This window comes from Microbacterium sp. M4A5_1d, assembly GCF_053345465.1.
Genome location: NZ_JBKFAD010000001.1, coordinates 12,484 through 36,824 on the forward strand (window position 1 = coordinate 12,484; position 24,341 = coordinate 36,824).

Annotated in this window: 13 protein-coding genes; 3 read left to right on the forward strand and 10 right to left on the reverse strand. The window is 70.9% G+C overall.

Going from position 1 to position 24,341, the window contains the following annotated elements; genetic code table 11:
- Positions 1-32: 32 nt before the first annotated feature.
- The 3 genes from chvE to mmsB all read left to right on the forward strand — a co-directional run bounded on the left by chvE (position 33) and on the right by mmsB (position 4,040).
- Positions 33-1,160, forward strand: coding sequence for a multiple monosaccharide ABC transporter substrate-binding protein (chvE, locus tag ACLBWJ_RS00070; protein WP_181574275.1), 1,128 nt, complete (start codon positions 33-35; stop codon positions 1,158-1,160).
- 97 nt (positions 1,161-1,257) lie between these two features.
- Positions 1,258-2,787: a multiple monosaccharide ABC transporter ATP-binding protein gene (mmsA, locus tag ACLBWJ_RS00075; protein ID WP_112617952.1), complete on the forward strand. Its 1,530-nt coding sequence runs from the start codon at positions 1,258-1,260 to the stop codon at positions 2,785-2,787.
- A 23-nt stretch (positions 2,788-2,810) separates the two neighbouring features.
- Positions 2,811-4,040: a multiple monosaccharide ABC transporter permease gene (gene mmsB, locus ACLBWJ_RS00080; protein ID WP_274179564.1), complete on the forward strand. Its 1,230-nt coding sequence runs from the start codon at positions 2,811-2,813 to the stop codon at positions 4,038-4,040.
- A 94-nt stretch (positions 4,041-4,134) separates the two neighbouring features.
- Here the strand turns inward: mmsB and ACLBWJ_RS00085 are convergent, their stop codons facing one another.
- From ACLBWJ_RS00085 to ACLBWJ_RS00130, 10 genes are read right to left on the reverse strand one after another with little or no spacing between them, the layout of a single operon-like run.
- Positions 4,135-5,076 (reverse strand): quinone oxidoreductase family protein, encoded by a 942-nt coding sequence (locus ACLBWJ_RS00085; protein WP_282501059.1) that lies wholly within the window; start codon positions 5,074-5,076, stop codon positions 4,135-4,137.
- A 20-nt stretch (positions 5,077-5,096) separates the two neighbouring features.
- Complete coding sequence (gene hrpA, locus ACLBWJ_RS00090; protein ID WP_447659557.1) at positions 5,097-9,050, reverse strand: ATP-dependent RNA helicase HrpA; 3,954 nt, start codon at positions 9,048-9,050, stop codon at positions 5,097-5,099.
- A gap of 31 nt (positions 9,051-9,081) precedes the next feature.
- Positions 9,082-9,864 carry a hypothetical protein gene (locus tag ACLBWJ_RS00095; protein WP_447659558.1) on the reverse strand — a complete coding sequence of 261 codons (783 nt, stop codon included), beginning with the start codon at positions 9,862-9,864 and terminating at the stop codon, positions 9,082-9,084.
- A complete protein-coding gene (locus ACLBWJ_RS00100) occupies positions 9,861-11,357 on the reverse strand; it encodes a protein kinase (RefSeq protein ID WP_447659559.1) in 1,497 nt (498 codons plus the stop codon). Before ACLBWJ_RS00100 ends, ACLBWJ_RS00095 begins: the two co-directional genes overlap by 4 nt.
- Positions 11,350-12,204 (reverse strand): PP2C family protein-serine/threonine phosphatase, encoded by an 855-nt coding sequence (locus ACLBWJ_RS00105; RefSeq protein ID WP_269266044.1) that lies wholly within the window; start codon positions 12,202-12,204, stop codon positions 11,350-11,352. Before ACLBWJ_RS00105 ends, ACLBWJ_RS00100 begins: the two co-directional genes overlap by 8 nt.
- Positions 12,204-13,502: an FHA domain-containing protein gene (locus ACLBWJ_RS00110; protein WP_323985839.1), complete on the reverse strand. Its 1,299-nt coding sequence runs from the start codon at positions 13,500-13,502 to the stop codon at positions 12,204-12,206. The genes ACLBWJ_RS00105 and ACLBWJ_RS00110 overlap by 1 nt, the downstream gene beginning before the upstream one ends.
- A 51-nt stretch (positions 13,503-13,553) precedes the next feature.
- Positions 13,554-16,058: a transglutaminase domain-containing protein gene (locus tag ACLBWJ_RS00115; protein ID WP_323985837.1), complete on the reverse strand. Its 2,505-nt coding sequence runs from the start codon at positions 16,056-16,058 to the stop codon at positions 13,554-13,556.
- On the reverse strand, positions 16,055-17,410 hold the full coding sequence (locus ACLBWJ_RS00120) for a DUF58 domain-containing protein (RefSeq protein ID WP_282501053.1): 1,356 nt from the start codon (positions 17,408-17,410) through the stop codon (positions 16,055-16,057). The genes ACLBWJ_RS00115 and ACLBWJ_RS00120 overlap by 4 nt, the downstream gene beginning before the upstream one ends.
- Complete coding sequence (locus ACLBWJ_RS00125) at positions 17,407-18,372, reverse strand: AAA family ATPase (RefSeq protein ID WP_274179557.1); 966 nt, start codon at positions 18,370-18,372, stop codon at positions 17,407-17,409. Before ACLBWJ_RS00125 ends, ACLBWJ_RS00120 begins: the two co-directional genes overlap by 4 nt.
- A 31-nt stretch (positions 18,373-18,403) precedes the next feature.
- On the reverse strand, positions 18,404-24,340 hold the full coding sequence (locus ACLBWJ_RS00130) for an Ig-like domain-containing protein (RefSeq protein ID WP_447659560.1): 5,937 nt from the start codon (positions 24,338-24,340) through the stop codon (positions 18,404-18,406).
- Position 24,341: the final 1 nt, after the last annotated feature.

Sequence of the window (24,341 nt, forward strand, 5' to 3'; positions counted from 1 at the left end):
CAAGACAGTGAAGTCACTGGAAAGGACACACAGTGAACAAGAAGTTCCTGTACGCAGCAGCGACGCTCGCCGTCGGCGCCCTGGCGCTCTCGGCATGCTCCAGCACCGGCGGCGGCGCCGGCGGCGGTGAGGGCGGCGGAGACGGCGGCCTCATCGGCGTCGCGATGCCCACCAAGAGCTCGGAGCGCTGGATCCAGGACGGCAACGCCGTCAAGAAGGCCCTGGAGGACCAGGGATACCAGGTCGACCTCCAGTACGCCGAGGACGACATCCCGACCCAGGTCTCGCAGATCGAGAACATGATCACCAAGGGTGCCGAGGCGCTCATCGTGGCCTCGATCGACGGCACGACGCTGACCGAGGCGCTGCAGAACGCCGCCGACGCCGAGATCCCCGTCATCGCCTACGACCGACTGATCAAGGGCACCGAGAACGTCGACTACTACGCGACGTTCGACAACGCGCTCGTCGGCCGTCAGCAGGCCTGGACGGTCCTGAACGGCCTCGGGCTGACCGACCTCGAGGGCAAGCCGCTCGACGGCGCGCCGGCCGGTCCCTTCAACATCGAGCTGTTCGCCGGCTCGCTCGACGACAACAACGCGTTCTTCTTCTGGGACGGCGCGATGGAGGTCCTGGAGCCGCTGATCGACGACGGCACCCTCGTGGTCAAGTCGGGTCAGACCGACATCGAGCAGGCCGCAACGCTGCGCTGGGACGGCGAGACCGCCCAGAGCCGCATGGAGGACATCCTGACGGCCAACTACTCCGACGGCACGCAGGTCGACGCCGTCCTCTCGCCCTACGACGGCATCTCGCGAGGCATCATCTCCGCGCTCGAGGGTGCGGGATACTCCACCGGCGCCGAGTGGCCGATCATCTCGGGCCAGGACGCCGAGGTCGACTCGGTCAAGGCGATCCTCGCCGGTGAGCAGTACGCGACCATCTTCAAGGACACCCGCGAGCTCGCCAAGGTCGCGGCCGACATGGCCGCCGCCGCTCTGAAGGGCGAGGAGCCCGAGGTCAACGACACCGAGACGTACGACAACGACGTCAAGGTCGTGCCCTCCTTCCTTCTGGCGCCGGTTCCCGTCGTGAAGGACAACGTGGAGTCGTCGCTCGTCGACACCGGTTACTGGACCGCCGAAGAGCTCGGTCTCTGAGCCGCGGCATCCGCCCATCCTCGGAACGGCGGCGGGAGCGAACCGCTCCCGCCGCCGCACCCGAGAAATCATCCACCCCCACAAGGAAGTCGGAGACGTGAGCGAAACCATCCTCGAGATGCGCGGGATCACCAAGACCTTCCCCGGCGTCAAGGCGCTCTCGAATGTCAATCTCGCCGTCCAGCGCGGCGAGATCCATGCGATCTGCGGTGAGAACGGCGCGGGGAAGTCGACCCTCATGAAGGTGCTGTCCGGGGTCTACCCGCACGGCACCTACGACGGCGAGATCGTCTACGCGGGCGACACCGTCGAGTTCAAGAATCTGCGCGACAGCGAGGCGCGCGGGATCGTCATCATCCACCAGGAGCTGGCGCTCAGCCCGTACCTGTCGATCGCCGAGAACATCTTCCTGAACAACGAGCGGAAGGGCGCCGGCGGCCTCATCGACTGGAACAAGACCAACTTCGCCGCGGCCGAGCTGCTGCGTCGCGTCGGGCTCAAGGAGAACCCGACGACGAAGGTCAACCAGATCGGCGTCGGCAAGCAGCAGCTCGTCGAGATCGCCAAGGCCCTGTCGAAGGAGGTCAAGCTGCTGATCCTCGACGAGCCGACCGCCGCGCTCAACGACGAGGACTCCGACCACCTGCTCGATCTGATCCTGAGCCTGCGCGAGCAGGGCATCACGTCGATCATCATCAGCCACAAGCTGAACGAGATCAAAAAGGTCGCCGACACCGTCACGGTCATCCGCGACGGCAAGACGATCGAGACGATCTCGAAGAACGACGTCACCGAGGACCGCATCATCAAGGACATGGTGGGCCGCGACCTCGAGCACCGCTATCCCGATCACGAGCCGCAGATCGGCGACGAGCTGCTGCGGGTCGAGAATTGGACTGCGCACCACCCGCAGGACCCCACCCGCGTCGTCGTCGACGACGTTTCGGTGACGGTCCGGGCGGGCGAGATCGTCGGCATCGCCGGGCTCATGGGCGCCGGACGTACCGAGTTCGCGATGAGCCTGTTCGGCCACAGCTACGGCACCCGCATCTCGGGCAAGGTGTTCATGCGCGGCAAGGAGATCCGCACGCGCACCGTCTCGGAGGCCATCGCCAACGGGCTCGCGTACGCCACCGAGGATCGCAAGACCTACGGGCTGAACCTCATCGAGGACATCAAGCGCAACATCTCGATGGCGTCGCTGAAGAAGCTCGAGAAGGCCGGGCTGGTCGACGACAACGAGGAGTTCTCCGTCGCGAACCAGTACCGCAAGAGCATGAACATCAAGGCGCCGACCGTCCTCGCCAAGACCGGGAAGCTCTCGGGCGGCAACCAGCAGAAGGTCGTGCTGTCGAAGTGGATCTACTCCGACCCCGAGGTGCTCATCCTCGACGAGCCCACGCGTGGCATCGACGTGGGGGCGAAGTACGAGATCTACACGATCATCAACAAGCTCGCCGCAGCGGGGAAGGGGATCATCGTGATCTCGTCCGAGCTGCCCGAACTGCTCGGCATCTCCGACCGCGTGTACGCCCTCTCCGAGGGGCGCATCACCGGTGAGCTGCCCATCGCCGACGCGACTCCCGAGTCGGTCCTCAAACTCATGACCATGGAGAAGCCCCGCTGAGCGGGGCCGCAGGAGATCCTCGAATGTCTCAGAACAACGCCCCTGAAACCGCCGCCGGCGGCGGGCTCAACCCGACCGAGAACCGCTTCACGCGCTGGATCGGACACATCCTCGCCGACCTCGGCAAGAACGGCATCTTCATCGCGCTGATCGCGGTGGTCGCCCTGTTCGCCATCCTCACCAACGGCATCCTGCTGCGCCCGCAGAACCTGTCGAACCTGGTCGTCCAGAACGGCTACATCCTGGTGCTGGCCATCGGCATGGTGATGATCATCATCGCCGGCCACATCGACCTCTCCGTCGGCTCGGTCGCAGCCTTCATCGGCGCCGTGTCCGGTGTGTTGGCGGTCAAGATGGGGATGCCGTGGTGGCTCGCCATCGTCCTGTCCCTCCTGATCGGCGCGCTCGTGGGAGCCTGGCAGGGCTTCTGGGTGGCCTACGTCGGCATACCCGCGTTCATCGTGACATTGGCGGGCATGCTCATCTTCCGCGGTCTCGCGCTCGTGGTGCTGGGCAACGCGAACATCGGCTCGTTCCCCACCGAGTATCGAGCGCTCGGCAACGGCTTCCTGGCGGGCATCTTCGGTGAATCCGATCCCGACCTGTTCACCCTCGTCATCGGTGCGCTCGGCATCGTCGCGCTGATCGTGCAGCAGTGGCGGACTCGCGCCGGACGCCAGAAGTACTCGCAGGACGTCGAGCCGCTCGTCTGGTTCGTCGCGAAGCTCGCCCTCATCGCGGTCGTCATCGGGTGGTTCACGTGGGCCCTCGCCTCGTACAAGGGCATCCCCGTCACCCTGATCGTGCTCGCGGTGCTGGTGCTGGTGTACGGCATCGTCATGAACCGCACCGTGTTCGGCCGTCACATCTACGCGATCGGCGGCAACCGCCACGCGGCCGAGCTCTCGGGCATCAAGACGCGCCGCGCGGACTTCTGGCTGTTCGTCAACATGGGCGTGCTCGCCGCTCTCGCCGGTCTCATCTTCACCGCCCGACTGAACCTCGCCGGGCCCAAGGCCGGTGACGGATTCGAGCTCGAGGCGATCTCCGCGGCCTTCATCGGCGGTGCGGCGGTGCAGGGTGGTGTCGGCACCATCGGCGGCGCGATCATCGGTGGTCTGATCATCGGTGTGCTGAACAACGGCATGTCGATCATGGGCATCGGCATCGAGTGGCAGCAGGCCGTGAAGGGTCTCGTGCTCCTGCTGGCCGTCGCCTTCGACGTCTACAACAAGCGGCGCTCGGGCAACTGACGACCCGCGCCTGAGCGAAGCGGCGCCCGCGCCGGCATCCTTCCGAGGATCGCCGGTGCGGGCGCCGCTTCGCTGTGGTCGGGGGAGCTGCCGGTCAGGGCAGGAGCGTGATCTTGCCCGGAGTGTGCGCGGCGACGAGACGGTGCGCCTCTGCGGCCTCGGCGAGGGGCAGTTCGGGTCCGAGCTCGACGCGGAAGGCGCCGGCGGCGAGCAGCGCCGCGGCCACCGGGATCGCCTCGGCCCGCCAGGCCACCTGCTGCTCGGTGAGCGGCTCGGGGCTTCCCCCGGAGAACGCGCGGATGCCGAGCCCCGCGGCATCCGCTCCGCGCACGATCGTCGCGATGCGGGAGCGGTCGGCGACCAGCTCGAGCGAGACGTCGAGCGCCTCGTCGGTGCCGGCGCAGTCGAGGGCCACGGTCACCCCCTGCGGGGCGGCCGCGCGGACACGGTCGGCGAGGCCGTCGCCGTACCCGACGGGCGTCGCGCCAAGATCGCGGACACGGTCCGAGCGGGCCTCGCTCGCCGTGGCGATGACAGCAGCTCCCCTCAGCCGGGCGAACTGGATCGCCGCCTGACCGACCGAGCCGCTGCCGCCGTGCAGCAGCAGGGTGTCGGCGGGTCCGACGTCGAGCGAGCGCAGCGACTGATACGCCGTCGCCACGGGGATGCCGAGAGCGGCCCCGACCGCGGGGGAGACCCCGGCGGGGAGCGGCGTCAGCTTGTCGGGCGTGACGACGATGTCGGTCGCATAGACACCGCTCGCCCCGAAGACCACGACCTCGTCCCCGACACGGAAGCCGTCGACATCCGCGCCGACCGCCGTGACAACGCCGGCGCCGTCATTACCGACGCGCCGCGGCTTCGAGATCGTGGCCGACGGCCGCAGGCCCGCCCGCAGCTTGTGGTCGATCGGGTTCACACCGGCCGCTGTCACGCGTACACCCACCTGACCGGGGCCCGGAGCGGGCACCTCGATGTCGCTGAGGGAGAGGACCTCGGGTCCGCCGAACTCGGAATACGTCACTGCGTGAGCCATGGGGCCACGCTACCGACTGATCAGCCCGTGCCGGCCAGCGTCTTCGTGATCCGCTGGATAGACACGGGCTCGGCGGTGCCGAGACGCTGTGCGAAGAGGCTGACGCGGTACTCCTCCAGCAGCCAGCGTGCGTGTCGCAGGTTCGGCGGAGCGTCGTCCGATGGTGGGATCGTCCCGCCTGCTTCGGTGAACAGCGTCGCGGCGCGCTCGTACTCGGTGAGGCGCTGCCGGTCGCGTCCGGGGTTGTCGCTCAGGGACGACACCCGTTCGAGAGCGCCCTGGAGGTACCGCGGCAGGTGCGCGAGCCGGGACGTGCCGGTCCGCGACAGGAAGCCGGGGAACACCAGGCCGGCCAGTTGCTGCTTCACGTCGCCGAGAGCGGCGAGCAGGACCATCGAGTTCTCCTTGCGGATCGCCCGCTCGACGTCGCGCTGAAGGGTGAGGATCCGCGCGCTCAGCGAGACGGTCTGGAACAGCTCCTCGACCACGGCCGCCGAGAACGCGGCGCGCACCGCCTGGAACTGCGCCGGCGTGCGGACGGATGCCGCGGTGCGGTCGATGACAGCATCCGCGACAGCGACACGCGCATCCTCGATGAGAGCCTTCGCCGACGCGTACGGGGATGCCGCGAGCGCGAGCTTCTCGGGCGCAGTGAGGTGGTCGAGGACGTACGTGGCCGAAGAGGGGCCGGAGAGCAGGACGAGTCGCCTGACGCCCGCGCGGGTCAGGCGATGGGCCCGCTCGGGGGTCGCCTCGATGCGCAGGGCGACGGATGCTCCCTCGTCGACGAGGGCGGGATAGCCCCGCACGACGCCGCCGGCGACCCTGGTGTCGACGAGCTCGGGAAGATCGCCGAAGGTCCAGTCGGTCAGGCCGGTCCGCTCGACGATCCCGGTCCGCTGGTCGCCTTCCGGTCCGGCACCCGTCGGCGCGGCCGGTGACGCCGCGGCGGGCTGCGCGCCGGGACGCGGGGCGGCCTTCGCGAGGGAGCGGGCGACGGAGGCCCGGCTGCGGTTCGCGAGTCGCTGCTGCAGCTCGGCGAGGTCGCGCGACGAGCCGAGCGGGCGCCCGCGCTCGTCGACGGCGCGGAAAGACATCGACAGGTGCGCCGGCACGCGTTCGAGGTCGAAGTCCGATGACGTGACCGGCTGATTCGCGACCCGCTGGATGCGCGCAGCGAGCGCGTCGCGCAGCGTCAGGGCGGGCAGGCCGTTCCGCGACTCGGGTCCATCGCCGGCGAGTTCCTCGGCGAACCGGGAAGCCCAGTCCGCGGCGGGCACGACGTGCCGGCGGATCGCCTTGGGGAGAGCGCGCAGGAGGCCCGCGATCAACTCGTCGCGCAGCCCCGGCACCTGCCAGTCGAACCCGTCCGGGCGGAGCGAGGCGAGCAGCGCGAGGGGGACGACCACGCTGACGCCGTCGTCGGGCGCGCCGGGTTCGAAGCGGTACGCGAGCGACAGCACCTGATCGCCCTGGCGCCAGCGGGCGGGGAAGGCGCGCTCGTCGCTGCCCGCGGCGTCCCCGGCGAGGTCGCTCTCGGTCATGTCGAGCAGACGCGGCGTGCGGGCGGCGGCGTCGCGCCACCACGCTTCGAAGGATCGGACATCGAACACGTCGCGCGGGATGCGGGCGTCGTAGAACGCGAACACCGCTTCGTCGCCCACGAGGATGTCGCGACGCCGTTCGCGTTCCTCGATCTTCTCCAGGCGTCGCCGCAGCTCGAGGTTGCGGCGCTCGAACGCCGTCAGGCGCTTGTCGAGGTGCGCGGAGTTCCAGTCGCCCTCGACGAGCGCGTGCCGGAGGAACAGCTCGCGGGCGAGCTCACGGTCGCGCCCGGCCAGCTGCACTCGCCGACGCGGCACGATCTCGACCCCGAAGAGGGTGACCTTCTCGGCGGCGACGGCGGCTCCGGCATCCTTCGACCAGTGCGGGTCGCTCATCGAGCGGTGCGCGAGGTCTCCGGCGAGTTCTTCGGCCCACGCGGGGTCGATCGCCGCCACCGTACGGGCGTACAGGCGCGAGGTCTCGACGAGCTCGGCTGCCATCACGGCGTCCGGTGACGCCTTGCGCAGACCCGAGCCGGGGAAGATCGCGAACTTCGCGCCGCGGGCGCCGCGGTACTCGGCACGGGGGCGCTGGGGCTTGCCGCCGCCGCTTCGACCGGCCGCGGTCCGCGTGGCCGAGGTGCTCCGGGTGTCGAGGATGCCGATCTGCGAGAGGAGACCGGCCAGGATCGCACGGTGCACACGGTCGGGATGCGCGGCGCCCGTCGTCGCGATGGGCTCGTCGCGTCCGCGCTTCCCGCGGTCGCGGTCTCCGCGGGCGAGCGCGCTCAGCTGGCGGTGGACGTCGAACCATTCCCGCACGCGGACGTAGTTCAGGTGTTCCGCGCGGCAGGTGCGGCGGAACGCGCTGGAACCGAGCTCGCGCTGCTGGTCCTGCAGGTGGTTCCACAGATTGAGCAGCGTCAGGAAGTCGCTCGTCGGATCGGTGAACCGGGCATGCAGCCGGTCGGCTTCCTCGCGCCGCTCTTCGGGGCGCTCCCGCACGTCCTGAATCGACATGCCCGCCACGATCGCGAGGACGTCGCGCGTCACGCCGAGGGTGCGTGCCTCGACGAGCATGCGCGCGAAACGCGGATCGATCGGAAGACGCGAGATCTCGCGGCCGGTGTCCGTCAGGCGCCAGGCGCCCTTCTCGTCGCGGCGCACCGCCCGCAGCTCCACGAGCAGATCGAAGGCCGCCTTCACACCGCGGGAGTCCGGCGGCGTCAGGAACGGGAAGTCGGCGATGTCGCCGAACCCGAGCGCGAGCATCTGCAGCACCACCGACGCGAGCGATGTCCGCAGGATCTCCGGCTCGGTGAACTCGGGTCGCGAGATGAAATCGTCCTCGGCGTAGAGGCGGATCGCGATACCCGCCGAGGTTCGGCCGGCACGCCCGGCGCGCTGCTGCGCGGAGGCCTGCGACACGGCCTCGATCGGCAGCCGCTGGATCTTCGACCGGTGGCTGTAGCGCGAGATGCGCGCCGTTCCGGCGTCGACGACGTAGCGGATGCCGGGGACGGTGAGGCTCGTCTCGGCGACGTTGGTCGCGAGGATGACCCGGCGCCGGACTCCGGCGACCCGCGAGGGCTCGAAGACGCGGTGCTGTTCCGCGGCGGAGAGTCGCCCGTACAGGGGGAGCACCTCGGTGGGGCGTGCGTCTTTCGCGTACGCGGAGCGCACGGCGTCCATCGCGTCGCGGATCTCCGCCTCGCCGGGGAGGAAGACCAGCACATCGCCGTCGGCCTCGCGGTCGAGTTCCCGCAGGGCCGCGATGAGCCCGTCGACATCGTCTGCGGTCGTCTCGTCCTCACCGTTGTCGTCGTGCGGCCGGTACCGCACCTCGACGGGGTAGGTGCGACCCGAGACCTCGATGATCGGCGCGGGGGCGCCCTGGGCGTCGGCGAAATGCGCGGCGAAGCTCTCCGGATCGATCGTCGCCGAGGTGACGATGACCTTCAGGTCGGGGCGGCGGGGGAGGATGCGGCGCAGATAGCCGAGGAGGAAGTCGATGTTGAGCGAACGCTCGTGCGCTTCGTCGATGATGATCGTGTCGTACCGGCGCAGCATCCGGTCGCGGTGGATCTCGTTGAGCAGGATGCCGTCGGTGACCAGCGCCACCTGCGTGTCGGCGGAGACCTGGTCGGTGAACCGGACCTTGTAGCCGACGGCGCCGCCGAGGGGCACCTCCATCTCGGCGGCGATGCGCTCGGCCACCGTCCGCGCGGCGATCCGACGCGGCTGAGTGTGGGCGATGCTCGTGCGTCCGAGCTCGAGACAGATCTTCGGCAGCTGAGTGGTCTTGCCCGACCCGGTGGCACCCGCGACGATCACGACCTGGTGGTCTCGGATGGCGCGCGCGATCTCTTCCCGTGCCCCGCTGACGGGCAGCTCAGGCGGGAAGGAGATCACAGGGGCGGGCGAGGACACAGCCCTCCATCGTACGGCGCTGCGGCGCGGTTCAGGCCTGTTCGCTGCGGATCTCGTCGAGCAGTGGCAGATCTGCGGCGGTCACGAGGCGTGAGAGCACCGCGTGCTCGACGAGTCGCGCCCGCCGATTGGTGGCCAGCTTGCCCACGCCGCCGCGGAGGCCGCGCACGCCCTCACGGTCGAGCTTGTCGCAGACGTTGTCGAGCTTGCGGTTGAAGGTCGTCAGCGGCCAGCCGAGACGCTCCGCCGCCGCAGCCGACGTCGGCACCTGGCTCGAGCCGACCATGCCTCCCCGGAGGATCGGCTCGCACATGGCCAGCAGCAGCAGACGCTGGCTGGAGGTCAGCGCGACGGCGCCCACGGTCGTCGTGCCGACGTGGTCGTCCGTCGTGCGAGGGAAGCTGTCACGGACGGTGAATCGAGACCCGTCGGTGTGGACCGTCAGCTCGTAGGTGTACGCGCCGGCCGTGAACATGACCACGAGAGCGGGGAACACGAGGGGAACCCGCGCTCCCGGGCCGAGTACGGCCTGATAGGCGCCGTCGGGAGTGGCGAGACTGACGGAGATCGACTGTCCGATGTTCGACAGCCACCACAGGCCGTGCTCGGCATCGATGGCGAGCAGCCGACGGTGCAGGTACGGGTTGGTGTCGATGACGAGGTCGGCGTCGCGGCCGATCGCGTAGGTGGTCCCCGCGACCGGACGGAACCACTCGCCGCAGAACTCGATCGCTACGCTCTCGGCGGTCTCGCCGGCAGCGGTGCCCACCTCCTCGCGGTCGTGCTCGTCGGTGTCGTGCTCGATGGCTGTCATGCTCCTCCTCCGATGATCATCACGATGGCCGTCGCGGCGGCGCCGAGGAGGATGACCCCGGCCCCGACGACCGCGATGACCGTGCCGTTCCCGCGGCGCTTCGCGGCGGTCGCCGCGGGCTGGCGGACGGGCGCCTCCACGCGGACGCGCGCGACCTCCGGGACCTCGCGCGGCGCGCGGGCCCGGTAGCGCTCGCCGTCGGCATCCGGCCCGACCGCGAGACGCTCGGTGTCCACTCGGCCGCGCACCACCTCATCGCGCAGCGCTCGCCGCACGAGGGTCGTCGGCTCGCTGTCGGGACCAGCCAGGGGGAGGTCCTGCGGCGGCCGGGATCCCTGCGCGCCGGGGAGGGACCGCGACACCAGACGCGTGTGATCGTCGTCGGGGTCGCTGCTCCGGGCCGACAGGACGGTGCGGTCGTCAGCCTCGGCGGTGCGACGGACGGCCAGAGCGGTGCGGTCGTCGTCGGGGCCGGTGCGCCGCGCGGCCAGCACGGTGCGCTCGTCGGAATCGTCGTCGACCGGGGCGCGGCGGCGTTCGGCGAGCACGGTGCGGTCGGCGAGCACGGTGCGGTCGGTGAGCACGGTGCGGTCGGCGAGCACGGTGTGGTCGGCGTCGTCGTCGTCGCCTTCGGGTCGGCGCCGACTCGCCAGCACGGTCCGCTCGTCCTCATCGGGCGTAGGCGCAGCCGCAGCGTCCTCTTCGACCGGCTCACGGACGTCGAGGTGCGTGACCGGGAGGTGACAGTCCGACTCGATGCGCTGCAGCTCGAGACCGAACTCGGCGGCAGACGGACCTCGCCCCGCCTCCGTCGACTCGAGGGTCGCGAGGACGAGCGTCTCCAGTTCGGCAGGAACCGAGTCGACCCCCTCGAGCGGCGATGCCGTGTCGGCCACGGGGCGCCCCGTCAAAAGCTCGGCGGCCGCCGCGGCGAGGCCGTGCACATCGGTGGCTCGCGCACGAGGCGACAGGTCATGCCTGTCGCGAAGAAGCAGATCGTCACTGTCGAAGCCGATCATGGCGGGCCAGCCGTAATCGGTCGTCAGAACGTTCTCGATACGGATGCGGCCGTGGGCGATTCCGCTCCTGTGGGCGGTCTCGACAGCGCCGCAGAGGCGGACGAGCAGCCGGAGGGTCTCGGGCACGCTCATCGGACGCCGCGAGGCGGTCTCGGCGAGGGCAGCGCGCGAGCAGTACTCCATGACGAGGTACGGTCTGCCGTCGTCGGTCGTGTCAGCGGAGTGTACCGTCGCCGCGCTCGGATGCGTCGTCAGGGCGATCAAGCGCGCGGCGGCTGCGGCGAACGCCGTGCGCTCGCGCTCGCCGAGCGGATGGCGGAAGACCTTGACCGCTACCGGCTTCCTGCCGGCGGCATCCCGGTACAGGTGAACGTCCGCGCGGTCGCTCGACGACAGCACTCGGTCGGGGTTCCGGCCGTCGATGGCCGCAGGGACCGGGACCGGCGGGCGGGACCGACGACGCAGCTCAGCCATGGTCCGCTCGGCGGCGTCGAGAGCGCGCCGTGGCGACCTCGACCGTCGCGGTGACGGACTCGCTGTTCATGAAGCCGCCGGTCGTGTCCTCGAGCCGAGGACTGATGCCGCCGGCGACGACGTCCAGGACGATCGTGCTGATGTTGTCGCGGCCGCCGTGAGCCAAGGCCTGCGTGACGAGGGACTCCGCGGTCTGCGCGGGGGAGCCGCCCATCATGAGCCCCGCGCGAAGAGCCTCGTCGGAGAGCTCTCCGGTGAGCCCGTCGGAGCAGACGACGATGCGCTCACCGGTGACGATCGGGATGAGCCAGAAATCGGCGCGGCTGCGCTCGCCGCCGATCGCTCGGGTGATGACGTTCCGGCCCTCGTACGTCGACATCTGATCACGGGTCAGCTGCCCGGCATCCACGAGCTCCTGCGCGACCGAGTGGTCGATCGTCAACTGCTCGAGGCGCTCGGCGAGCAGACGGTAGACGCGCGAGTCGCCGACGTTGACGATGAGCCAGCGCCGCACCCCGCCCTGCTGCACGGCGACGACGCCGGACAGGGTCGAGCCCGCACCGCGGGAGGTTCCGGCGGCGACGACGGACACCGCGGAATGGGCCCGTTCGACAGCGTCGGCGACCTCCTCGGGGCGCAGGTCGTCGCGGCCCACGAGCGGCCGGAACACCTCGATGACCGCGGCAGATGCGCGATCGCCGGCATCATGTCCGCCCATGCCGTCGGCCACGACGAACACGGGGTACTCGGCCAGCAGAGCGTCCTCGTTCACCGACCGGCGGCGCCCCGTGTCGGTGCGGCTGCCGCTGGTCACATGGACGTCGATCGGAGGAGTGGCGGTGGTCATCAGGCCTCGGTGAGCTGGAGCTCGGCGTCGCCCAAGTGGAAGACGCCCGATACCGGCGTAGGCCCGGAAGCCTCGACATCGTCGGGACCGACGAAGACGCCGTTGGTGGACGCCAGGTCGGTGATCGTCCAGACCGTACCGGTGTGCTGCAACAGCGCGTGCGTCTTCGACACCGTGCGGGTGACATCGTCGATCGCGATGATCTGCGCGTCGGGCGCTGCGTCGGGGGCGACCGGGTTCCGGCCGAGGACGACGGCCGCAGCGGAGAGCGCGACGGACGACCCGTTCGGCAGACGGAGCGTGGCCTGCGGTCCGCGGCGGGCCGCGAGCACGGTGCGCTCATCGACATCCGCCTCATCGTCGACGGGCGCGGCCACCGGGGCGGCCACCGGGGCGGCCTGCGCGACCGGTGCCGCAACCGGCTGCGGTGCCGGCGAAGGCGAAGCCGTCGGAGCGGACCACGACTGGGGGGCCGGATCCGCAACGCCGGGCCCGGCGGGCGGAGGCGGCGGAGCCCAGGGGCTCGCGCTGATCGGCTCGGCTGCGGGGGCGGCGGGCGTCGGCACGCCGGGCGCGGCGTTCGACGGTGCGGCGCTCGCGGGAGCGAAGAGCGGCGGTGCCGGTGGCGCGGCCGGCGCGGGCGACGCGAGAGCGGCCGTGGCCGGGGCGGACGGGACACCGGCATCCGTCGGGGGACTGCGGAAGGGCGCCGGCTCGGCGGGCGCCTCGCGGCCGAGCCACCGGGCGGAACCCCACCCGACGACGCTCGCCCACACCGGGAAGAGCAGGGCGCCCAGCACGACGAACCCCGTGCCCAGGCCGAACCCGCGGCACAGGGAGCGCAGCATGCGGATCTGGATCACCAGCGCGAAGGCGAGGAAGCCCAGCCAGATGAGAGCGGGCACGACCGCCGCGGCAGCCAGGGCGCCGGCGGCGCTGCCCGCGTCGCCGCCGAAGCCGGCGTTGAGGGCGATCCCGGCGAAAACCCCGGCGACGACCCCCGAGATGATCGTGACCAGCACGGCACCGCCTGCCAGCACCGCCGCCCACCAGCCGCGCATTCCGGCGAGGACGTAGAGCTCCCAGAAGTTGAGCACCGGGACCCACGCCCGCCAGGGATCGACACCGGTCTTGCGGAACACCGCCGTCAGCGCGAGCGCGGTCCACACATAGATGCCGATGCCGAGCACCACCTGGACGATTCCGAGCGCCGCGAACGCGCCCGAGGGCCCGCCGTTCCCACCGCCGAGCGCCATGACGGTCGTCGCAGCGTCGATCGTGAAGCCGTGTGCCTTCACCTGTTCTCCTGCCCTCGAGCGCGGTGCATCCCGCGCGTGCCGCGTGCCACCTTATCGATCCCGTCGGCTGCGCGGCAGTCGTTGCGCACGGCTGATGCGACGTTCCCGTCGCATCAGCGAACGCAGCGACACCCGCGCGCGCAGCCGAGCCCAGAAGCTCAGCCCCTCGTCGAGCCGCGAGCGCTCCGACTCGACGATCCGCCAGAAGCGATCGGCGTCGTCCTCATCGGGCGGTGCGACATCGAACACGGAACGGTCCGCGAGCGTCGCCAGCTCGGCTGCTCCGGCCGAACCGCCGTACGCCGTGACGAGCTCGTGCCGCGTCCGTGAGCCGGGGCCGGGGAGACCGTGGTCGACCGCGGAATCGACGAACTCCTGCCAGCCGCCGGTGAATCGCGCGACCGGGTCGGTGCTCGTGCGGCGACCGCGGCGCCGCGCAAGCTTGACCAGCACGATGAGCGCGAACGGTCCGAAGAGCAGCAGCAGGACGAGCAGCGAGACCCCGCCGATGCGAAGCGCCGTCCACAGGGCGGTGAGGTCCTGCGAGGTTGCGGAATCGTCGTTCGGACTCCGCCCGCCGTCGCTCGGATTGGCGTCGGCGGGCTGCACCGTCTCGGCCTGCTCCTGTCGCACGTCGGTCGGGATCTTCGGGTCCTGCCGCTGCTGCGTATCGGGAGAGGGGAACACCGCGTGCTGGGGAGTGACGTCGACGGCAACCCACTCGGGGCCGACGCCGCGTACCTCCAGCCAGGCCGAGACGTCGCCTGCCGCGCAGACCCCCTCGTCACAGGTCGTGAGCGTGTCGTCGGTCGAATCCAGCCGCGCGCCCACGACGATCCGGGCGTCGAAGCCGAGCCGATCGGCGATCATCATCGCCGCCACGGCGAACTGCTCGTCGTCGCCGACCGCGGCGACCAGCGCCGCGTCGTCGTCACCGCCCACCTCGTCCTCGCGTGCGAGGAGATCCGCGAAGAGCTGGTCGATGCGATCGGTGGAGTGCCCGGCCCGGCTCGGCTGGAACGCGTAGTCGCCCAGCTCGGCAGTCCACGCCGGCGGTGCCGCCGGATCGATCGTGAGCGCATGGCTGAGGAAGCCCCGTGCGCGCAGCAGCTCCACGAGCTGTTCGAGGCCGGCGCCTCCGGACCCGCTCGCGTGCTCGTCCACCCACCGCACGAGAGTCTCGGGCACGACATCCTCGCTGAGCGTCGGACCCGATCGTGCCGGCTCGAGCGAGCCGAGAGTCGGCGGATCCTCGCGATACGCGGTGCCCTGTCGGTACTCCGCCCCGGGCGCGAGCCCCGGCGGGGCCAGCTGGACCCCCGCGGCCGTCTCGGCGTTGTAGTAGAAGCCGTCGGCGAGGGTTGCGGCATCCGATCCGTCGAAGTCGACCGAGGTGACGGCGCCGAGCGTCGGCATCCAGACCTCGTTCCACCCCTCGATGACGATGCGCCCGGCACCGGCCGCGGAACCGGGGTCGGCAGGCAGCGCCGACGGAACCCGGGTGAAGGAGGAGCGCGCGTCACCCGGCGCCGCGGCGGGGTCGACGACCCGGGCCGACCGGCCGTCGTAGTACGGCAGCGTGGCCAGGCGCACGCGGTCGACACCCGCCGGCGCGGCCACACGGAACATCGTCTGGTCGAACCGGTCGTCGCCGAACCAGGTGCGGTACTGCCCGAGGGGGCTCAGCTCGGCGGCGATCTCGAGTCGCGGGTCGACCTCGGCTCGCAGAACGTCGCGCGAGGTGCCGGCGAGCGCCCACGGCGCGACGACGGTCGCCGCGACCAGCCCGACGGCGACCATTCCCGCCGCGGTCGCGGCGCGGCCGGCGAGCCCTCGGATGGGGCGGTTTCCGCTCCGTACCCCCGTCGCGGCCGTCGCGGCCGCTATCGCGCGTCGACGATCCGCCGTGGTGCGCCACACGATCGCGACGAGAGCCATCACGAGCGCGGCCATTCCGACCAGCGCCTCCCGGCTCAGCGACACCGGCCCGACGCTCAGGCCCGGCATCGGTGCGGTGGCGCCGAAGGCGATTCCGAAGACGGTCGGGAGGAGTGTTGTGACGACGGCCAGCGGCCACCATCGTCCGCCCCGCCACGCGATCGAGAGGGCGAGCACCGTCGCAGCGAGGAAGACCAGAAAGGCCGGTGCGAGTGTGGCCTGGTAGCTGCCGAGCGGCAGCTCGAGCGTCAGCAGGTCCTTCCATCCGGTGACCGGGGCCGTCACGACTCCTCGCAGTCCCTGAAGGGCCTGAGACACCGAGCCGAGCGACCCGGGGGCCGCGAGCGGGAGGCCGAGGACGACGTACGTCGCGATCGTCGCGAGCGCGAGCCACCAGCCGTTCAGGCGCCAGCGCAGGCCGGCTGCTGCGAGGGCCGTCCCCGCGAGCATCGCGGCGACGACGACGATGACGAACGCGGCGCTGCGATAGATCGGCCAGGCCGCGAGAGCGCCCACGGAGATCACGAGCAGGAGGACCGCGGCCTGCGCGATGAGGAATCGCCACGCGGTTCGGGGGGTGCGTCGAGCCCGCAGGTCGCGCCGTGCCGGGGCGCTCACGACTGCGCCGCCCGCGACAGCAGCTGACGGAGGTCGTCGAGGAGCCCGATGGAGAGCACCGACATCGACCCGAGGGCCTTGAAGCCGGGCTCGGCCTCGAGTGAGCAGGTCACCGCGATGACCCCGACGTCGGCGGGGAAGGCCAGCGCGGCGGACTGCAGCTGCGCGGGGGTCAGGGGCGAGCCGCAGACGAGGAACGCGATCGACACGTCGGGGTGGCTCTCCGCAGCGAGCGACGCGGCATCGCGAAGGGGGCTGACGTGCTCGATGCGGTCGAGCCCGGCGAGGTCGTCGAGCAGCGTGCGGGTCGTGATGGTGGTGAGCTCGCGGATGGTGCGGATGCGCCGACGTGCGAACTCGGGCACCTCGCCGCCGACGACGACGTCTACGTCGCGGCCGTCGCGGATGCCGCGGATGCCGAGTGAGGCGGCGGCGCTGACGGCGAGCTCGAACTCCTCGTCGGAGGCGTACTCGTCGTCACCGACCGCGAGGGCGATGACCATACGACTGCGCCGGGTCTCCTCGTACTGGCGCACCATGAGGGTGCCGGTCTTCGCCGTCGACTTCCAGTGGATCTGGCGCTGCGAGTCACCGGCGACATACGGCCGGATGGCATGGAAGGAGAAGTCCGCGTCGACGACGGTGCGCGACGCGCTGCCCTCGAGATCGCGGATGTAGCCGGTCGTGGTGCTGCGCAGCGTGGTGGTGACGGGGTGGATGTAGAGCGTGTGCACGTCGTCCCACGTCCCCTCCCGCTTGAGGATGCCGAGGGGGTCGCCCCGCACGGTGCGAGCGGGGCCGACCGTGATGATGCCGCGCCGGTGCGTCGGCACCACGACCTGTTCGGTGTGGGTGTGTCCGTGGCGCAGCAGGGGAACGTGCACATCGACGATGCCGTCGCCCACCGGGACGTCGATGCGACCGGGCAGGGCGGGCGCTGTGCCGACGTTGGTCACGACGAGCGTCCCCTCGACCTGCGTTCCGGCGACGACCCGGTCGTGCTCGAGCTGCAGGTCGACCTGGTAGGCGCGTGCGCTGAAGAGGAAGGGCACCGACAATGCGAGGAGCACGAGGGCCGCCACACCGGCGGCGGCGAGCTCCATGAGACCGAGCGGCAGTCCGACACCGAGCCCGACGACAGCGGTGATGACCATGAGCCACCCGGCCACCGTGACCGTCTCGGAGATCCATCGCGCCGTGGCCGTGGCTGCGCGTCGCAGACGCCGCCACGATTGCACGCCGCGCACCGCGAGCACGGTGGTGCGGCCGGTCGTGCCGAACCGCGTGCGCGCGAAACCCGTGCCCTCCGAGAAGGAGGTGCGGGTGAGGCGGGACTCGGTGTCGAAGCTCACACGGTCTCTCTCTGGCTGGGCGGCACCGTGTCGAGGAGCACCTGCCCGATGACGGCGCCGGCCGTCACACCGTCGAACTCGGCCTCGGGGTCGAGGATCAGCCGGTGCGCGAGCACCGGCTCGGCGAGGGCCTTCACGTCGTCGGGCGTGACGTAGCTGCGACCGTGGGCGATCGCCCAGGTCTTCGCCGCCTTCGTCAGCGCGATCGCGCCGCGGACGCTCACCCCGAGGCGCACTTCGGTGGCGAGGCGGGTGGCCTCGATCAGACGGGCGATGTAGTCGAGGACGAGCGCGTCGAGGTAGACCCCGCGCGCGATGTCGGCCATGCTCACGACGCCCTGGGGGGTGATGACGGGGGAGACCTCGCGGCGGGTCTCGGCAGCACCCTCGAGGATGCGCACCGTTGCCGCGTGGTCGGGATACCCGAGTGTCGTCTTCATCAGGAAGCGGTCGAGCTGCGCCTCCGGCAGCCGGTAGGTGCCCGCCTGCTCGACGGGGTTCTGCGTCGCGACGACGAGGAAGGGCACACCCACCCGGCGGCTGACGCCGTCGACGGTGACCTGGCCCTCTTCCATGACCTCCAGCAGCGCCGACTGCGTCTTGGGCGAGGCGCGGTTGATCTCGTCGGCGAGCACGACGTTGGCGAAGATCGGACCCTGGTGGAACTCGAACTCGCCGCGGCTCTGGTCGTAGACCGTGATGCCGGTGACATCGCCGGGCAGCAGGTCGGGGGTGAACTGGATGCGGCTGCTCGTGCCCTGCACGGTCTGCCCCATGGCGCGGGCGAGCGAGGTCTTGCCGGTGCCGGGGTAGTCCTCCAGCAGCAGGTGTCCCTCGGAGACCATCGCGGTGAACGCGAGCTCGATGACATGCCGCTTGCCGAGGACGACCTTCTCGACGTTGTCGACGAGCGTCGCGAACGTCTCCTGGAACCAGGAGGTCTGCTCCGGTGTGATGCTCATGGGGTCCTCTCGCTTCGCCGTGCGGCGGGGGTCAGGGGGTGCCGTCGCCGGCACCGCCGGCGGGGTCGGTGGGAGTCGGTTCCGGTGCGGCGATCTGCTCGCAGGTGCGTTCGAGGGTGAGCTTCTGCAAGCTGGACAAAGGCCCCGCCCACGTGATCGTGTAACGGTTGCTTCGTACCGCGCCCGTGCCGCCGACGGCCTCGGAGGCCACCGAATACGTGCCCGACGGGAGACCGGGCGGATTCCAAGCCGGAACCGACGTCTGATCCGAACGGCACGACGGTAGCGAGTTCGCGGACACCTGAACCGGGAAGGAAGCCGTGGACGACGCAGGACCGATGGGTGAAGCATCCGAGCAATTGGTCGGGTAGCCGAGGAACGTGTCGCACCACTGTCCCGACCAGCCAGTCACCGGTCCGTTGTAACTCGGCGCGAAGTCGCGGGCCGGGTTGCCACCCTGCAGCAGGCGGAACTGCGCGTCGTCAAACGGGGGGTTGGTCGGCTGATTGAGCCGGGCGTCATAGGTGTACGTCGTCCCATCGCCGTTCGGCCGCGTGTTCACGGAGAACGTGATCCCGTCCGGCGCCTCGACGTTGCCGACGGGACGCGCAGAGATCTCGGCGCCGGTGACGCCGAAGCCCTTCTTGCCGTTGAACGTGTGCTCAGCGCATGCCCACACCGTCTTGCGTTTGAACGCCTGCGCTTCGAACTGCTGACTCGTCGCCGAACCGGTGGGCACGCATGCGTCGGCCGAGACGTCGCTGAAGCCGATGAGGGTCTGCGTCCCATCGCCGTTCGAGGTCACCGATGCGGTCACGCGCATCGAGTTCGACGTGTTGGTCTCCGACAGGGTCAGGCCCGGGGCCCCGACTCCGTGCGCCGTCACGGCACGCGACTGTCCTTCGCTCGAGCCCGCCGCGATGGGAGGCAGGTCGAAGGTCGTCAGCGGCGTCGCAGTGAGCGTGGTCGCGGAGTTGGAGCCGACGTCGTAGTTCGTGAAGGTCGCGGTGCCGCCGACGACGGGACGCGTGTCCGATCCGGCGCGCCCGCCCGTCAGACGAACGCTGCCGGTCGTGGCATCCAGCCCCGTCACGGTGATGGTCGCGCGTCCGCCGTCGCGGCCGTTGGGCACCGGCTCGAACGACGAGCCGGCGGGCTGTGCCGGCGGGCGGTAGGCCCAGGCCTGCGCGCGGACGGTCGAGCGCGATTCGCCGACCGAACTGTACGCGCGGGCCTCGTAGGTGATCTTCTCGCCGACGGGCGCGGAGATCGGCGAGCACGACCCGGAGGCTGGGCACGTGGCGACCTCGCGACCGTCCGCCGTGATGCGGTAGCCCTGGACCGCGGGGTAGGAGCCGCCGTCGGAGGTCACACGCAGGCTCACCGAGTCGCCGGTGTACGCGGTCCACTCCATGCGGGCGGGATTCGCCGGAAGGCCTTGCAGGTCGAGGATGACCTGTCCGTTGCGGGCACCGCTGGACTGCCGCCCCTGCGCGTCCTCGACGGTGAAACTCCCCGTGCACTCGGCCGCGCCCGGCGCATCCGAGCTCCACGTCGCGCGCACCGCAGTGTCGCTCGCCCGGGAGAAGGACACCCCGGTGCAGTTGCCGGGGCCGCTGGCTCCGACGAGCCTCAGGGGCGTGCCGGGCAGCGGGTTGACTTCGCCGGCGCCGCCGATCACTTCGATCGTGCACGAGGTCGCGCCGCCGGACTGCGAGCAGGTCTGCACCGCCGACCCGCCCTTGGGGAGCGTCGACGGTGCCGGACCGACGGTCAGGAGGAGGTTCGCCGGTGCGGCGTCGGAGTGACTCGGGAGCGAGATCGCGACGGGTTCCTGGCGACCGGGGCGCGCGGCATCCGCTGCCGTCACCGTCGCCGTGTTTCCGTCGACCGTGACGGTGAACTGGTCTCCGCCGTACGAACCGGCGTAGCGGACTGACTCCCAGTCGGCGCGGCCGGCCCACTGGACCATCTGCGCGAGGTCGTAGGTCTGCGTCGATCCGGGACTCACGGTGAGCGACGCGCTCCGCAGAGTCGGCTGCGGGATCTCGGCCTCGACGGTCACGCGGAGCGTCAGGAACGTCGGGACGTCTTGCGTGCTCAGCCGCGCCGGCACGATGCAGCTGTCGGTCCACGGTGCACCGGCGCCCGCGGTGTAACGGATCGTGGTGCCCGATACGACGCTGCAGACGGCTTCGCCGCGCGCGCCGCCCGTGCGGATGCCGTCGTCGATGACCAGGGTCGCGCCGCGGGGCACGCGCACCGCGTCGGCGAGGTCGACCTCGACGCTTTCCTTCTCGCGCACCTGCAGGGGCGGGTAGCCTTCACGCAGCGCGAGCCGGACGTCGGCCTCACCGGGCACACGGAGGAATCCGTAGGACGTGACCTCGGTGCCGTCGAAGGCGGTTCCGGTGACCTCGAAGGGGATGAGGCGTGATCGCTCGGGCAGCTCACCCGAGATCTTCCAGCCGTCGACGTCGAGATCCGTCGGTTCGCCCCAGAGCGAGAGACGCAAGCCCGAGGCGTCGCCGGTGTTCCACGACACCTGTCCGTCGAGGACATCGACGCCCTGCGGGAAGTCCTCACGGTTCTCGAGCGTCAGCACGGTGTCGCGCACGACGGGATAGTCGGGAACCGGCTCGCGCACCGTCTTGACGACGATCAGTCCGATGGCGGTGTCGCCGCGCTCGTTCCTCACGGTGTAGGTGTACGAGAAGGTGCCGAGCACGTCGCCGGCCCGCAACGTCACGGCGCCGTTGTCGACGGTTCCGATCAGGCTCTGCAGGGTCTCGTACTCGCTCGAGCCTTCCTGAGCGTTGGGGGCGACGCCGATCAGCTCGAGGTCGCTCCCCGCGGGATCGATGTCGTTGTCGGTGGGCCGCACGACCGCCGTGCTCTCGGCGCCGACCTGCATCTGCAGGTAGTCGCTGTAGGTGACCGGGCTCGGGTCGGTCTGCGTGTCGATGACACCGACGCGGACGTCCGCGGTGCCGGTCGCGCCACTGGGGTCACGGACGGCGTACGGGAACCTGACCTGACCGCTGAAGCCGTCCGGGCTCGTGTAGATGATGGCCGAGCCGTCTGCGGAGATCGTCGCCGACCCCTGCTCGGGCTGCGCGACGATCCGATCGAGCACGACCGGGTCGCCGTCGGGGTCGACCGCGTAACCGTCGAGGGGGATGCTGACCGATTGCCCGCTGAGGACACGGCCGACGAGCGTGCGCGGGAGCGGAGCCTGATTCGACTCGTCGCCCACGACCGTGACCGTCACGCGCGCCGTATCGGTGACCTCGGGGAAGCCCAGCCGGAAGACCGTGTAGGTGAGCGCGTACGTCCCGGCCTGCTCGGGCGCGAGGTAGCGCAGCAGGCGGCTGGTGGCGAAGGCGAGTCCGCCGCCGGTCTCGTTCACGATCGACGACGGGTCGATCGCGATGAGCGCGCCCGACGGGGCCGTGTCGTTCGCGAGCACGGGGATGTCGATCTGCGTGCCCGCTCGCACCGTCACAGCATCGTCGACGGCAATGGGAGGCTCGGCGCTGGCCGAGGGCAGCAGGACCACCGTGAGCTCGCCCTGGGCTGTCGCGGCTGCACTGCCGGTCCCGTCCGAGACGGTATACCGCACGACGCCGAGGCGCCCCGGCTCTCCCGAGTCGGTCGTCCCGCTGACCCGCAGCAGGCTCTGCCCGACCAGGTCGACGCCCAGTGATGCGAAGGGATCGCTCTCGGGGCGGATGTCGCTGAGCAGCAGCACCGAACCGGCGGGGTTCGACACCGCCGAGGCGACGTCGATGGTCGCGTCCTCGTTCGGCCGCACGAACGCCGTGAGAGGCGGGGTCGTGATGCCCGCGGATTCGGGCGCGAGCATCGTGACGCGCACCATCGCGGTGGCCTCTGTCAGCGAATCCCGCACGTTGTACTGCACGAGATACGAACCGGGGGCCGAGGCGCTCACGACCATGCTGAGGGCGGCGGGGTTCGCCGCCGCCGTCGTCTGCGCCTCGTTGAGCGGGACGACGCCGGTGAGGGAGACCGGCCCGGCGGCGCCGGTGACGTACGGCGCCACGGACACATCCAGGGGCTCACCGACGACTCCCGTAACGGCGAACGACTCAGCGGTGAGCTCGGGCGTCGGGGTCACGGTGATCGTGAGCGGCTGCGTCACCGTCGCTCCGCGCGCGTCGGAGACCGTGACCGTGATGGTCACGGCCAATCCCTCCGTCGTGTTGGGATCGGGATGCTGGTAAGTGAGCGTCCCCTCGGGCGACGTCGTCACGGTTCCCACGCCGGTGTCGTTGGTCGCGCCGGCGAGGAAGACCGGATCGCCCTCCGGATCGACCCAGCCCTCGAGCAGCTCCGCTGAGACGGTTCCGCCGGGAGCCACCGTGAGCGATGGCCACGTCGCGAGGCATCCCTCGACGCCGCACCACACCGGCGGGCTGTTCTGATCGTCGGGGACGACCGTGAGGGTGACGGTGGCGACCTCGGAGAGCAGGCCGTCGGCGGCAGTGCCGTCGGTCACGCGGTAGCGGAGCGTCGCCGTGCCGGCGGCCTCGGGGGAGACCGCGACCGTCAGCTGCTGCTGCGCGCCCGTGATGGAGGCCGTGCCGAATGCCGGATCGAGGTTCTCGAGCGATGCCGGGTCGATGCTCAGCACATCCTCGTTCGGGTCGTGGTCGTTGAGCAGGACGGGCAGGAGCGTCACCGAGCCGGCGCGGACGCCGAACGCGTCATCGACGGCCACCGGCGGCTTGGGGGCGACCACGCGCTCCGAGGTGGCATCATCCTGCTGCTCGACCTCAACTTGGCGATCGAGGTCCCACTGCTGCGACGATGCGATGAGGGCCCCGTCCGGGACGTTCCACACCCAGCCGGAGCGGCGATCGTTGAGTGCGAGCCTGGTGCCGTTGCCGATGAACGCGGGGTCGACGTTGTCGCCGATGTCCGCGCCGCGGTAATCCAGGTCGGTCACGGCGCCGGGATCGGCGCTCGACCAGAGCGAGCCGACGGATTCACCGTCGCCGAGCCACGCGGCGTACACCGTCGTGTCGAGCACGGCCGGCTTGGCCGGGGTGCCGGCGCCGGGGCGGTCGAGCACCCGCGATGCGGTGCCGCCGGAGATGTCGACGGCGACGACGCCCTCGGTGTCGGCGATGTAGGCGCGGTCGCCGTCGGGCGCGGCATCCTGCAGCCGCGCGCCGGTGGCGAGGTCGGTCGTGATGGGCTCGTCGCGGCCGCGCAGCCAGACGTCGCCGGTCCCTTCGTCGAGGAGCACCCAGCGGGTTCCGACGACACTGAGCTGCGCCGTCTCGAGCTCCGCCGGTCCGGTGTCTTCGCCGAGGATGCTGCCCGTGCGTGAGTCCGCGCGGACCACACGACCCTCGTCGGCCGAATAGGCGTACACCACGCCTGCCGCGTCGACGGCGACGGCAGTGGCGACGAAGCGGGGCCGCTCCTCGCCGTCGGGCACCTCGGCGTCGGCGTACGGATCGATCGGGATGCCTTCGCCGCCGCCGGACAGGCTCGACCCGAACACGGCGCCGGCGTCCGTCCGGTACGCGATCGCGTCGCCGGTCACGGCGATGTCGGCGGTTCCCGGAGGCGTCGGGGTGAAGGCGTCCTCCGCGTCGTCCGTGAGGTCGGCGGGACGCCCCATGTCGACATCGGAGAACTGGGAGGCGCCGTCGCTGTAGACGAACAGACGGTCCGTCGTCTGCGCGACCGCACTGCCGTTGTCGACCTGCTTCACGGTGTCGATCTCGCCGAGCTCGAGGTTGACACGGGCGTATCCGCTGCCGGCGCCGTTCTGCAGCGCCCACACGGTCGGGTCGTCGGGCGGCGTCTGCTGCGCGTCGTATCCGGGCCACACGACCGCCAGGGTCGCCGTGACCGCGAGGACCGCCGTCACCGCGCCCGCGGCGATCCAGGTGGTCCGGCGCACGCGGGGTCGCGTGCTCTCGCGCCGCGCCATC

Coding starts and splice junctions, on each gene's coding strand:
- ACLBWJ_RS00125 (WP_274179557.1), bottom strand. CDS start 18,372: ATGAGCATCACACCGGAGCAGACCTCCTGGTTCCAGGAGACGTTCGCG.
- ACLBWJ_RS00105 (WP_269266044.1), bottom strand. CDS start 12,204: ATGACCACCGCCACTCCTCCGATCGACGTCCATGTGACCAGCGGCAGC.
- mmsB (WP_274179564.1), top strand. CDS start 2,811: ATGTCTCAGAACAACGCCCCTGAAACCGCCGCCGGCGGCGGGCTCAAC.
- ACLBWJ_RS00085 (WP_282501059.1), bottom strand. CDS start 5,076: ATGGCTCACGCAGTGACGTATTCCGAGTTCGGCGGACCCGAGGTCCTC.
- ACLBWJ_RS00100 (WP_447659559.1), bottom strand. CDS start 11,357: ATGGCTGAGCTGCGTCGTCGGTCCCGCCCGCCGGTCCCGGTCCCTGCG.
- ACLBWJ_RS00130 (WP_447659560.1), bottom strand. CDS start 24,340: ATGGCGCGGCGCGAGAGCACGCGACCCCGCGTGCGCCGGACCACCTGG.
- ACLBWJ_RS00095 (WP_447659558.1), bottom strand. CDS start 9,864: ATGACAGCCATCGAGCACGACACCGACGAGCACGACCGCGAGGAGGTG.